General features: G+C 35.5%; 7 protein-coding genes and 2 pseudogenes. All 9 read right to left on the bottom strand.

What is annotated here, in order from left to right:
• Window positions 1-104 precede the first annotated feature (104 nt).
• Entirely contained in the window at window positions 105-1,031 is a 927-nt protein-coding gene (locus ACXKY9_RS29135; RefSeq protein ID WP_000337390.1) for a hypothetical protein, read from the bottom strand.
• 9 nt (window positions 1,032-1,040) lie between these two features.
• On the bottom strand, window positions 1,041-2,024 hold the full coding sequence (locus ACXKY9_RS29130) for a hypothetical protein (protein ID WP_000796704.1): 984 nt from the start codon (window positions 2,022-2,024) through the stop codon (window positions 1,041-1,043).
• 221 nt (window positions 2,025-2,245) lie between these two features.
• On the bottom strand, window positions 2,246-3,016 hold the full coding sequence (locus tag ACXKY9_RS29125; RefSeq protein WP_000787561.1) for a hypothetical protein: 771 nt from the start codon (window positions 3,014-3,016) through the stop codon (window positions 2,246-2,248).
• Window positions 3,017-3,287: 271 nt separating this feature from the next.
• A pseudogene (locus tag ACXKY9_RS29120) lies at window positions 3,288-5,078 on the bottom strand (DNA translocase FtsK); the annotation flags it as partial.
• Window positions 5,079-5,310: 232 nt separating this feature from the next.
• Complete coding sequence (ltrA, locus tag ACXKY9_RS29115) at window positions 5,311-7,185, bottom strand: group II intron reverse transcriptase/maturase (RefSeq protein WP_001220498.1); 1,875 nt, start codon at window positions 7,183-7,185, stop codon at window positions 5,311-5,313.
• A gap of 672 nt (window positions 7,186-7,857) precedes the next feature.
• Complete coding sequence (locus ACXKY9_RS29110) at window positions 7,858-8,295, bottom strand: hypothetical protein (protein ID WP_016090244.1); 438 nt, start codon at window positions 8,293-8,295, stop codon at window positions 7,858-7,860.
• Window positions 8,296-8,360: 65 nt separating this feature from the next.
• Window positions 8,361-10,151 carry a group II intron reverse transcriptase/maturase gene (ltrA, locus tag ACXKY9_RS29105; RefSeq protein WP_016090243.1) on the bottom strand — a complete coding sequence of 597 codons (1,791 nt, stop codon included), beginning with the start codon at window positions 10,149-10,151 and terminating at the stop codon, window positions 8,361-8,363.
• 702 nt (window positions 10,152-10,853) lie between these two features.
• Window positions 10,854-11,006 (bottom strand): annotated as a pseudogene (locus ACXKY9_RS29100) (conjugal transfer protein TraG); the annotation flags it as partial.
• 111 nt (window positions 11,007-11,117) lie between these two features.
• On the bottom strand, window positions 11,118-12,941 hold the full coding sequence (locus ACXKY9_RS29095; protein WP_001245659.1) for a reverse transcriptase/maturase family protein: 1,824 nt from the start codon (window positions 12,939-12,941) through the stop codon (window positions 11,118-11,120).
• Window positions 12,942-13,421 lie beyond the last annotated feature (480 nt).

Below are 13,421 nucleotides of genomic sequence, written 5' to 3'. Positions count from 1 at the left end.
GATTATAAATGCCATTAAAATTATTTGAATTATGCACCCTGAGATTTCTAATATCTCCCTGAATAAAGGTAAAAAAGCCAACCTTAAGTGCTTATAAGGATGGCTTAGTTTGTTGTAAATAACTTTGTATTTAATTGCTTAATCTCCCCTTCTGCAAGAGGCTGATAGAATGCATGTTGTAATCCTTGTACATGTAAGGTCTCCCCTATACATAATAAAACTCTACCAGGAATTAAATCTAATAACAGTTCTTTATTAATACGCTGTGCTTGCTGAATAGTAGAAACATAAACAACTAAAATTGTAGGGTTATTCCCCAACCCCCTCATGATAATATCTTTACCTGACTCTACGAAATCTTTCCATCTAGCAATAATCTTTTTCAAGCGATCCTTTTTATCTGTTAATAGGGTGGAGTAGACAACAAAATTAAACTCTTGATTTACTCCCACTTGCACTGAAAAACTTAAAGGAGGGGTAAAAACCCCTTTACTAATGGATGGATGCATAATATGCCCTAAAAAGGATGGAGCATAGCGTAGATGGCAAAGCAGATCTATATCATGCCAATAACGTAGGTGAACATATTTACCGTGATTATCAATTCGCTCTGGAGCAAAGAAAAACATATTTCCTTGCCAGTATTTTAATAGCTTATAACCATTATCGGATAACGTATATGTTTCTTCAAAGATCTCCATATCAAAATTCTCAACTTGCCATTTTTCAATTAGACGATAGTAAAGTAATCCTTGAAGTGCATCATTTATTTTCTTACGTGAATATCTATCCTTGAATAAATATAATAAATGATTAAATCGAACGGATGTATGAACACCAATGAAAGCAAGTATGGCATACTGTTCTTCTGTTAAACGCTGCTTAAACTTAACCAATTCGTCAAAAGAATGGAATACATACGATTTATCCAGTTCATGTATTCGATATATTTGAAGTCCCTGTACATCCTCACTTGATAAATGAGGAATAGAAGGGACATAAGTAGACAATTGTTTCTCTATTGTACACATAGTCATCCATTAAAATTGGAAAATTGACGAATTAGATTTTTTACTTTGTCCCTGCGGATAATTTAGGATACGCACTGTTCCTTTTCTATTTTTGGCGTCGATATTAAGCAGCTCACATGTAACAATCGTTTGATTTTTTGCATCTTCTATAGTTGGATTGGCAAGATTACGGCTCTTAAGTCCTTTAAACTGAATACCTGGTGCAACCTCTACGAAGATCCCAGCAATAGCATCTACCCCTACTATTTTACCTACAAAGCGATCACGGCGTTTCTTTAGTTCTAACAGTTTTTCAATTGGATCTGTTTCTAGTTTCTTTTTATTTCCTCTAAATTCATAACGGCCATCTTTTTCCACTACTTTATCGATGATAAGTTCTACTACATCACCAATGACGATATCCTCCGGACGAACGAATGAATAAGACCAGTGTGAGTACCTTACCCCAACTGTTACGCCATGAATTTCAACTAAGACAGTTTGTGCAGATGGGATATGACCTGATACGGTTCCTGTGTATACCTTATTTCCTTCTTGCGCTGTTACTTCTTCATATAATCTTTTTTGAAGTGCTAACTCCCCTGCCGTGATAGATACAACGGCAAAGTTCCCTTCTTCTGTTTTTTGGAAGTGTTCAATAATAACAGGCTTTGTTCTACCCACTAACCATTGAGGGTTTTTAGGAACGTTTATACCTGCCTCTGTAATTGGACAATATGCTGTTGTATGAGTACCAATCTGCATTGTAAGCACTTGTATACGCTCAGACTTTCCGTTTTTAGTCGGGAATAGTTTTTCAGATACGACTGTAATTAAACCTTTCCCTACAGTGCGTTCACGTTTCATGCGGGCCAATTCTTCTAATTCATGTTCACGTACTCGCTCGAAGTGATTAAAATTTGATTCTAACAGTGTGTCACCGTGTGGATTCTCTGATTCAAAAACCATTCCAAGTTCTTCTACAGTTTGAGTGTTTGTTTTGTCTTCTGCCATTACATTTTTCCTCCTAGAACGTAAAAAAGGACACACCTGTACCGTTGGGATGGTACGTAAGGTGTGTCCTTCACGTAAAATATGATTTATTTATATAGTTGTTAATATAAATATAATGGTATTTTTACTCAAATGCAAGAATAATTTTAGATTGATTACAAGTGGATTTTGGGGATTCTAATTATAGCAGTCATAGCAACCCCATCCTTAATGTGCATTAATTAAAAATGCGATAATTGTAATTCTCGATTTACACGTGCGTTTTCACTACGCATTCTAAGATTTTTAACTGCCCATTCATCAATGCCAAAATATCTACATAATCCATTAATAATACATTTCTCTAAAATCAAAGCACAAAGTTCAGCCAATAATATTACATCTCTCATTTGAATTTTGAACTTATTTTTTATTAGATCATAGGAAATGCTTATTTTTAGTTTTCTACCAAGTTGTAAGATATCTCTATCATACTTATTATTTCTATGTACAATATTATCTCTTAATCTCTGCCAAAAAGTAAGTAACTGGTGATTCCTTGTTCCGATAATGAAATTTTTTTCTCTATTATCTATATATTTCTCAAAGAAATTAAGGTACTCATTCATGCAAGAATTAGACAGGTCTAATTCTTTGGGGAGATTAGAATCAAACTTAGTGAGTACATCAAACAAACTTGCTAAGGTTTCCTCTAGTCTGCTTAATAATAATACAAGTGTTGAGGCAGCGGATGTTTCTATTTCGAATTCCTTTTCCTTTACCGCACTAAAATTGGCTGGCCCTTGTTCTAATTCTTTTGTAATACGCTGCTCATTTTTTTGAAAAAGCTTTACAATAGATGAAAATTCATTACTAGAAACCTCCATTATTTCAGTTATTTCTAATGATTGTTCAGTCGAGAATTTACTCTTTTCATTTCCCACTAGTATTAAGCACATTGCTGATAGATACATCTGTTCTATTGCCATCACTTTTATATATTCATTTTTCATCACTTATGTTCACCCGATTCAATTTATTTAAGGAATTATAAAAAAATTTATATGTAGTGATTTTAAAATATATAATTAGAATTCTCAATAAAAAAACATAGTCTCATATTTGAAACTATGCCTTTTTAAATTTAAAGTATGCAGTTATCTCTTATAAGAAAATCTAGAATAGTTTTTCTAACCGTATTCTGCTACTTTTTGTATATTTACCAACCTCAAATCAAAATCTAGAATGTAGTTCCACTAGATTTAATTTGAGGTTTAAAAACTATTAATCAAAGAAATTATTCAATTCTTTACTCATTGCGTTTGATGTTTTTTGCTTTGGTTTCTCAATTTTATTAAGCGTTGGCTGCGTAGTATTATTTTTATTTTTTTGCTGGGATTTTAAGCGCTCTTGGCGTTCTTTGTAACTCATACGCTTATGTTCAGGTTGCTTTTCATCATTTCTCGAATGGTCTTCCTTATTTTTTTCTAAGTTTTCATGAACTGTAATACTAATAGATTCGTAAACTCTTGCTACATCTTCATCAAGTTTATTTTCTTCTGTATAATTAAGCGTTTCAGTAATTGGAATCGTATTGATTTCTACATGTGTTTCGTCTGACTCTGTTGCTGTAGCTGAAATTGAAGTAGATTCTATATTTGTTTCCGCAGTCTCTATAATTGGAACGGGAAGTCCATCAGATGGGAATTCTTCTAGTAGTGGTTCAAGATCATTGGGAATCCCGGAATGAATGATGGAATCCTTATTCCAGTCTTGCTCTAGCATAGTAATAGATAATTCTTTGTTCAGTTCTGCTACCTCCATATTTATATCATGGCAATCTTCCATATGAGGTAATTCTATATCTATACTTTCCTCAATAATTTCTTCCGCTACTGCATTTTTTATATCATGACTCACACGTTCTATTGGCATTTCTTCTACTACCGGTATTTCGCTATCTCCTGGTTGTTTCACAAAGTCTGCTCCATCATTACATAAAATATCTTTAAATTTGTTTTTCTTCTTTTCCGCAGCCACGCTGTCTTCGATTGGAATCGCTACCCCTTGTGAGATAGTATTCTCTGAATTTTTATCTAATGAATGAGTAGCATTAACAGTGGGACCTTTTGCTAATTCGGGCTGACTATTATGATTTGAAATTAAAACTTTACGAGGACCATCGCCTGTGTAAGAACTTACAACTAGATTTTGTTCTAACTTCTCAATATATTGCATAGCCTTCATATAGCCAATCCTGAATTTTCTTTGCAGATGAGAAGGTGAGATTTGTTGTGATTCAATAATAAATTCCTTAATTTCTTCATACAACTTATTTTCAGCCCCATCATCAATATCTATCTGGTGGTTCATAGTTGCAGGATCATTAGATAGAATTTCATCTTGGGACTTGTGTTCCTTATAATCATCCAATGATACAATGTGTTGTTGTTCTTCGTTTATTTCTATAGAGCTATTCTGTTTGATCTCATCCTCTTGTATAGGCGGCAAAGGTTGTAATTTCTTCATGTTCTCTGCGTCTACATGCTTCATAGGATTTGCTTTTGCAATAGATTCATTAATAAGACGAAGACGTTCATTTTCCCAATATTGGCCTGTTCGCTCCTCTACCTGTATTAGTGCATGCGCGAATTCTTCTTTAGGTACAAAGTTACTCGTAATTTGTTGGACAGGTTGCACATGATTATCTTGTACAATACGAGCTGCACAGATGAATGCACCTTGTCCCATAATATCTCCTGGTGACATAACAACTTCTTTTGCTTTCTGATAGGTTGATCCTAATCGACTAACAGGATTGTCTTGCATAGGTGAAATACCTTGTTCAGATTCTGCCTCTTTAAATTCTTCTTTTTCACCAAACATATCTGAAAAGATTTTTGCATCATATGGTGTTACATCTCCAAATATCATTTTATTACGGAATGAGCCTAGTAAGGTAAACATGTATTGCTCTGTGAAGTCGAGAGCTAATTGAGATAGTGTTTGGCTAGCAATTGTTAGAATTACTTTATATTTACGAGATTGAGCAGGGAATTCTTTAAACGGCCGAACAAATGTGTAGCATCCTAGCCCGAGAGGGCTGGGGTAGCTACTAACCCTTACGGGTCGCGATAGGTAAAGCTTTGAAGTTATCTCTACTTTTTCCCCCGCCCCACACCGTGCGTGCGACTTTCACCGCACACGGCGTTCCATCGGTTCAGATTGATAACCCCTAACAAATTTAGTTAGTATCATCCTTATTCTTTGCCTCGCGATTAAGATAAGGTGAACAATGAGATATATTTCAAATGTGTAGCAGCTCACGGTATTTCTTTAGTTTCGGTAGTTTGTATAAGATACTGTCTTCTAAGTCCTTTTGATGTATAAGCTTATGGCATCTTATGCACAGGGTGGCAAGATTGCTGAGTTTGTTGATTTTCTCTAAAGGTAGTCGATTATTAACATGATGGCAATGTATGTTAGTTGGAATCAACCCTGTCTTACATATTCGGCACTTTCCTTTGTCACGATTATATGCATAATCGCGATTAAGTATATATTCAAAGTTATAGAGTCGTTTATTTTTAGTTTGTCTAAGCATCTGATACAAGACCATTTGGTTGATTTGGTCGTTCGAATAAATGGTTGGTCTCATTTTCTTATCGACCTTACCATGTCTTCTCGAATAAATTGTCCTTCCTATCTGTGTATAGGGGGTCGTATCATAATTGTATAGGAGTGCTTTAGTACTAGGTGTAAAACTCATTTTGGTTAATCCTATCTTAACTCCATCAACTTCAACGAAGGGTACTTTGGTTTTATGCCCTTTATGCCTATCTTTACGATTATCAAGATTTTCAGCTGGAGTAAGCATTTTTTCGAATACTCCTCCACCATGTTTGTTCTTAATAGACTTGTAGAATGTATAGCGTATTTTGTCATCGCATCTAACGAAAATTCTAGCAGAATTTCCTATACGGAAATAATTACTAATACCAATAATTTTGGTGTTAATAAGTTCTATTTGGGCGGCAACATCGTGAGAGCTGGTTGTTTTCCGAACATTGTAGGTATCTCGAAGGATTTCTCTCATTTTAGAGTTTAATTTCTTTTTGTTCGGTATAGCTTTTCCTGCAATACGGTTTTTCAGTCTCATCTTTTCAGCTCTGATGTCGAATCCTAGGAATTGGGCTGGCTTCTCTCTCATATCGGTAATAAATGTTTTCTCCTTTGATAATTCTAATTTGAGTATATGTTTGTAATACTTATTGATTTTAGTCAAGAGTGTTCTTGCCTGTACTTTATCCTCGCATAGAATTATCCAGTCGTCAGCGTATCTAACAAGAAAACATTTCTTATGTTTTCTAACTACTTTTCTAAGTCCTGTACTGAAAGCGTGTTTAACAGTATAACGCGCGTAGTGTTCTTCGAACTCTTTAGCTATCATCCAGTCAAAGTTATTTAAGTATATGTTAGCTAGCAGGGGAGATATAATTCCACCTTGTGGAGTTCCCAACTCCGTAGGGAAAAGTTGATTATCTTCTAGTACACCTGCTTTTAACATTTTCTTAATAATGGTTAGGAATCTCTTATCCTTTATGCCCATATTCCACATTATTTCAACAAGTTTATTATGGTTAATATGGTCAAAGAAACTTTTGATGTCACCTTCGATGGCTACGTATGTTTTTGACCTAGAAATGGTATTCAAGATTCTGCCTATTGCATAGTGACATGAACGATAGGGACGAAAACCGTAACTATGGTTGAAAAACTTCGCCTCCGCTATGGGTTCTAACACCATTCTTGCTGTTTCTTGGATTATCCTATCTATCATGGCTGGGATCCCTAAAGGACGCTTTTTACCATTGCCCTTGTCAATATAATACCTTCGAACGGGTTTAGGTTTGTAGTTGTCTATGTGTTCCCAAATGAGTTTGATAAGCTGTTCCGTTTCCATTTGCAGGTAGTAGTTCACGTCTTTCTTGTCAATTCCGACCGTTTTACTCCCACGATTGCTTTTAATGTTGTGAATTGCCGTTTTAATAGTCTGCTTGTTTTTCATTAGTTCTATCATGCCATGAAAAGAAGAGTTATCTTCTTTGGCCTTTTTGTATATTAGGTCTAACTTATCTTGGAGCTGTGCTTCATTATCTATCAAATGTCCTTTAATCCTCATTACGTCTCCCCATTATTCAAGCGATTGTAACGATGTGCTGTTTAATTCCCACTCTAGAAGAGGTTCATATAGACATTTGAAATATCCATTGTTATTCTGAATCGACTGGTCCCCTTCGCTCCACGGACATTACTCCGCTTCCTCACTACTACGAGACCGCTGCCACTTGCATTGTTTCAAGCAGGATCACACTCCCTATGGCAATGCAAGCTTCCCAAGTTCCATTTGTTCTATCCCTTATTTTTACATTCCTTTAGGTGCCCACTTTACGCCGACGGTACTCACCAGTCTTGAGTAGCTCTAACATACTGGTTCAGCATAATCGGTAATTACGAAACCGATTATGTGCAAGGATTAGAACTTCGAGCCTCTCCTTGTTCCCGTTATTCCTTCCGATTGCTCACGTTAAGAAGGGATTCCCTCACGACGCTTCAAAACATGGATTCCTTTCGTCACCATTGGAATGTTTTTAAAGACCACCGCACCATATAGGCATTAGTGAGTTGTGCCATCAGGTTACGACCTTACCTAACTTCAGACCCTAACTCGTGTGTAAGTTAGCGCATGTAGGGGTATCATGGCTAGGATTAATGAGCTATTATCCTAGAATGGGAGTTTCACCCATAAAATTCGAACAAATAGTTAGGCTGTGTAAGAGTCAGCCCCTCCATTTCACGCCGCTACGTTTATAGGAGAACTTGGCGTACCATAATCCGGGAACTCATCCACAATAATGTGATGGTAAGGCGAGACGTTTGGTTCCCTACGGAATACCGCATTCTGCATACTCAGCAATACAAATTTTCCTAATACGTTTGAAAGGTCTGCTAATTCCCCTTTCGCAGTATTCACAAGTAAAATACCACCTTGTTCCAAATGTGTATCGAAATCAAAATCAGATTTTCCAAACAAAACACGACGTATTAAAACGTTTGAAGCTAAATCTTTTAAGATGTTGCGTAAACCTTTTACATATTCTTCTTCTCTGTCATAATGCATCGGTTGTCCGCGGTATTTTCCTGATTTATAAACTGCTGGTTCCCCTTGAAAATCCATCTTTTCACGAATAGTATTATATAGCAATAGGTAAGGTTTTGAGGCAATCTCCACCTTTTCCCCTGCTCCACACCGTACGTGCGATTTTCACCGCATACGGCGTTCCATCATTAAATTAACTAATCAATAATATCCAAATTACATTTCTGACGAAACATATTGAGTTTTCTCAATTGTTTTCCATCCAATTGAAGTAAGTTTTTATATTTAACAATCGTCTCTTTCTTTGTAGCATGTATAAGTGTATGAACTAATTTATGAACAATCACAAGGTTTTTAAAATCATCTTTTCCTCCTAATTTTCTGGGGGTTACATGATGACAATGTACCTCTTCAGCTTCTAGGAATGTTCCTAAAATTGAGCATTTCCCTAACTGCATAGAGTACCTAGAGATTCGATTATCCTCGTACTCCAAGTTGTCATTTCTTTGTGTGAACATCATTTTATTGATTTCGTGTTCTACACTTTGTTTAATTCTCTTGTGATTTTTTCTTCCCTCCGTGGTGTAATTACAGATGTTTTGACTGAAATTCATTGCATTTTCAGTTCGAATATCTGCTATTGGGTATAAATAGACTCCCATTATTTTGTATGTTTTATAGTTGTTTTTATGAAGTCGTTTATATAAAACCGAAGGGTTTATTGGTTTTTCAAATACATGGTTTTTAAGTCGATTATATAAGGTTCGTGATAGACGATAGGCTATTAGGCGAAAATTATAATTTACATGCGTAGCTGTTCGGTAGTAGTTTTTAATTCCTAATATATATTGATTATATTTGTTGACAGATATTACAGTTGGTTTATGTTGAATTTCTTTGATTAACTTTTTGGTTTTAGCTAAAATAGTTTTTATTTGTTTACTTGAAACATGAGTATTAGCAACAAATTTATTCTTCTTTTTAACTGCTTTTAAGTTGAATCCTAGAAATTCTGATTTACCCTTTGTAATATTTGTTATCTTTGACTTTTCTCTTGATATATTAAGCTGTAGGTGATTTTCAAGGTATTCTTTGACTGCATGGAATATCTTCTTTGCAGATTCGTGAGAATCTGTAAAGATTTTAAAGTCATCTGCATATCGTACGATAAACATTTCTTTTAGCTTGGTAGACTTCAGTGCTCTATATTTGTGAAGGCTTGTGTACTTGTGTTTCGTATTCATGTTTTCCCATTGGTTCGAGATCCACCAGTCTAGATCATTCAGTACAACGTTTGATAGTAGTGGTGATAAAATACCACCTTGCGGTGTTCCTTTTGAAGGTATACCTACGCCTTCTATCGGTGATTTAAGCATCTTTGAAATAATGCTTAGCACCCTGTTATCTTTTATTCCAATGTTGTATAGCTGTTTTATTAGCTTGGTGTGATTTACATTGTCAAAGAATCCTTTTATATCTACATCTACTATATGATGTTTATTCCCTTTATTTATAAGAGATTGACATCTAGCTATTGCATGTTTTGTCGCTCGATTAGGTCTAAATCCATAGGAATGATTGTAGAATTTTGCTTCACATATTGGTTCGAGAACTTGTTTAAACATTTGTTGGATTAGTCTGTCTCTCATTGTAGGAATACCTAAAGGCCTTGTTTTACCGTTTTCTTTAGGTATCGCTACCCTTCTTACTTTTTGAGGTTTATAATCATTTAAAGCTGTTCTAATGTCCTTTATGAAGTTTTCTACATTTTTCATTTTGTAATTATCTATGGTTATTCCATCTGTACCTTTTGTCTTTGAGCCTGTATTGGCTTTGATATTGCGGTATGCGAGTAGTATATTTTCTTTTGATGTTATAATTTCATATAATCCTATTCCTTTTGTGCAGTTATATTTACTGCGCTCATATAGCGTGTCAAAGGTGGATTGCATACCGTAGTACTCGCTGTTTCTCAGTGTAGCGTTCATCGATGGATATATTGCTCCTTCCTTTTGGAAAGTCCCATCATCATACTCGACCTTATGAACTTCATTTGGTTACTATTGCTTAATTTCTTTAATGACTCGGGGTTATCCCTCCACTATGTTTCCATAATTTCATCGGTACTGTACCCCTGCTTTCACGAGAGTAAATCAATTTCGGCTTTATACCTTATATGAACCAACCCCAAGATAGTGGTTTAAATAGTTGTCTCTCGCTTCCCACGTTCCGATTTAACTAGCTGTACATCTAATTTTAGGTGGATACTATAGGCCTGTAAGTTCTCTATGTTCATTGTTACATAGTACGAATTTCATAGGTTCGATTCTTACTTTTCGTTGACTTACCCCATACAAGGGATACAGTTTTCACTGTATTCGAATTTTAGACCCGTACATTCGTATCTTCGTCAGACCAGTTGGTCATTCTCACCATGATTAGTTTATAGCCAACCGCATTATCAATTGCCATATACATGTTGTCATGTACTTAGACTTTCTTCATGCGTCTTTACCTAGCTTCATACAGTGCAGTCTATCAACTTTCTCTGCATGTAGGAGTATTATTGGGAGTGTTTCAGCTCAACATGAAGGCTTTCATTCCACTCACTCGTTAAATCAGTTATTACTATCTGTGTTAATCTAGATAGTCTTCTCATTTCATAGTTATTAACTATTTATAGAGAAACGTGTCGCACCAAACCACTCGTCAATTCCTTTTATAATCTTATATTCGTTTTTTTGGTCACGTGAAGCAGCTCCGGTTTGAACAAAATCATATAACTTTTCGACCTGTACCTTTAATAGTTTATGCATACGGTGAACACGTTCTACATCGTCGTAGGGTAAGCGCCCAACGCCTTTTCACATTACTGTGATAGGTTTTCAAACGCTCCCCTCCGAACCGTACGTACATGTTTCCATGTATACGGCTCTCCACTTATCCTCTGAATTTCAATCTAACCTTCCAGCGTGCAGGTCAACATGACACTTTTTACACAATGCTAGTGTTTTGCGGTTGCGAGCTATCATGATTCTTTCCCAAAGTTGTTTTCCTTTTAGTTCTTTGAGTTTTTTAACATGATGCATTTCGATAGCGGTGTTTTCAGTTTGACACCACTCACATTTACTAGCCTGAAGGCGTCTGATTAGACTATTGCGTCCTGCATATATCATAGTATTTGGAACGATATCTATTTCTTTATTAGTAGTTGGATTTTCATAAACTCTTTTCAAAGGTTCATTATAGAAATATCTATGCTTCTGACCAGTTTTAGTCGTGTAAGAAATTCTAAAATTGCCTTCATGATTAAACTTTTTCATTATTTTGCTGACTGATAGTTTGTATTTGTTTGCAAAAGTTTTTACCATGCTGAATTTCATAATGTAGCGAAACTTCTGTAGGCTGTGTACATTTTTTGCTAGTTTATAATAATTATATAAACCTCTAATTTCACTATTGTATATACTTAGAATTTCTAAATTGTCGGAGTTTATTAATTCGGCCCTATGAATAGACTTCCAACTACTATCTTTTTCGATTTTAAGAACTTTGAGCTCCTTAAGTTTTCCAATCCATTTTTCCTTAGGCATGTAAATTTCGCACTTGTTTGATGCATACCTTTTGGCTATTCTACTGTTTGAGCCTTTGTATACAGCCTGAAGGTTACTTATAGTTACATCGTATCCAAGGAATCTCGCTTTCATTTTGCCGTGTGTAATGAGTGTTTTCTCTGATGATAGTTCAAGATTTAGTTTATTCTTTAGAAAAGCCGTAAGGTCTTTCTTTACTTCTTCTGCGTCCTGTTTTGAACCAATTATCCCTATTAGGAAATCGTCGGCATATCGTACATATTGAATTCTCTTAAAGCTAGAATCCATTAATTCTACTGAACTCATTGTACGTATATCTTTTTGAAGCCTTTTCACTTCACTTGTAATCTCAGTTAATTCATTGTGTGGAGCCAGTACTTTTCTATCTGCGAATTTCTTTTTTAAATACCAAAGTCGCTTATATTTTTGGGTATATACTATGTTGTTTTGTCGGCGTGTGCCTTTATCAAATAGTGTTTTATACTCTTCGATATACTTATCAAGTTCATTTAGATAAATATTTGATAGAATTGGGCTGATTATTCCTCCCTGTGGAGTGCCACTATAAGTATTATTGAATTTCCAATCTTCTAAATAACCCGCTCTAAGAAATTTCCAGATTAAATTAATGAATTTTTCATCTTTAATTTTTCTTTTTAGCAGTTTAATCAAAATGTGATGGTCAATATTGTCGAAGAAGCCTTTGATATCACCTTCTACCCACCACTTAACTCCTTTGAAGATTTTAGTTGCTTGTGTTAGTGCTGTATGACAACTGCGATTACGTCTAAATCCATGAGAATTGTTAGAAAAGGTCGGTTCGAAAACAGCTTCTAGGATGTTTCTTACGATTTCTTGAACTAATTTATCATCTATAGAGGGTATCCCTAAAGGCCTCTTTCCCCTATTTTGCCCCTTATTGATATATACTCTGCGAGATGGAGCTGGTTGATAACTTTGGTTTTTAATTCTTTCAATAATTTTATCGATACGTTCCAAACTCATACCATCAATGGTATGCCCATCTGTTCCTCTAGTCATGTTCCCTTCTTTTGCATATATTTTTTGATATGCTGCAAAGTAGAACTCCTGGTTATATAGATTTCGATACAGACGTTCAAATTTATAAGCTGGGTTAGTTGTTTTTTTATTCAGATTGTCTAATACTGCATTTGGATTTCTCATTGTGTCTCACACACCTTCCAATTTTGTTTTAGACCGGATAAGTTGCCTTCCTTCGCCATGTACTAGGCTTTCCCTAGCTCGGACTACTATGAAGGCTCCGTTGCCTTATTGGGTATTCAGAAGTCACACACCTTGTTAGTAACTTGGTGTCATTCTTCATAGCCAAATTCGCAAGTATGCCGGTGGCATCCCAACTTAGGCAATCCCCATTTAGATAGATAAAGAATAGCTTTCATAATGTCGGATGTGACGTTTGACCTTTTTCCACTTACTGTGGCTGGGAGGGAGAGACTCACTGATAGTTTATATGTACGACCTAAACTATCCTCTTTATAACCTTGTTCCCTAGTAATGTATCAACTACCTTTCATTACTCGTATCGCTGACCACCCTTGGTCTATCATTCAAGCAGTGTAGCCTTCATCCTTATTTATGAGTTTTACCTTGCCATTCAGTCGTGATCTTAGTAGTTGACCAACT

This window comes from Bacillus sp. 2175 (assembly GCF_057812155.1).
The sequence above is the reverse complement of the archived record's forward strand: the minus strand, read 5'-3'. Positions and strand labels throughout refer to the sequence as shown.

What these genes read in the sequence shown, in the direction of transcription:
- ltrA (WP_001220498.1), bottom strand. Translation starts at nt 7,185, where the DNA reads ATGAGGATTAAAGGACATTTGATAGATAATGAAGCACAGCTCCAAGAT.
- ACXKY9_RS29130 (WP_000796704.1), bottom strand. Translation starts at nt 2,024, where the DNA reads ATGGCAGAAGACAAAACAAACACTCAAACTGTAGAAGAACTTGGAATG.
- ltrA (WP_016090243.1), bottom strand. Translation starts at nt 10,151, where the DNA reads ATGAACGCTACACTGAGAAACAGCGAGTACTACGGTATGCAATCCACC.
- ACXKY9_RS29095 (WP_001245659.1), bottom strand. Translation starts at nt 12,941, where the DNA reads ATGAGAAATCCAAATGCAGTATTAGACAATCTGAATAAAAAAACAACT.
- ACXKY9_RS29125 (WP_000787561.1), bottom strand. Translation starts at nt 3,016, where the DNA reads ATGAAAAATGAATATATAAAAGTGATGGCAATAGAACAGATGTATCTA.
- ACXKY9_RS29135 (WP_000337390.1), bottom strand. Translation starts at nt 1,031, where the DNA reads ATGTGTACAATAGAGAAACAATTGTCTACTTATGTCCCTTCTATTCCT.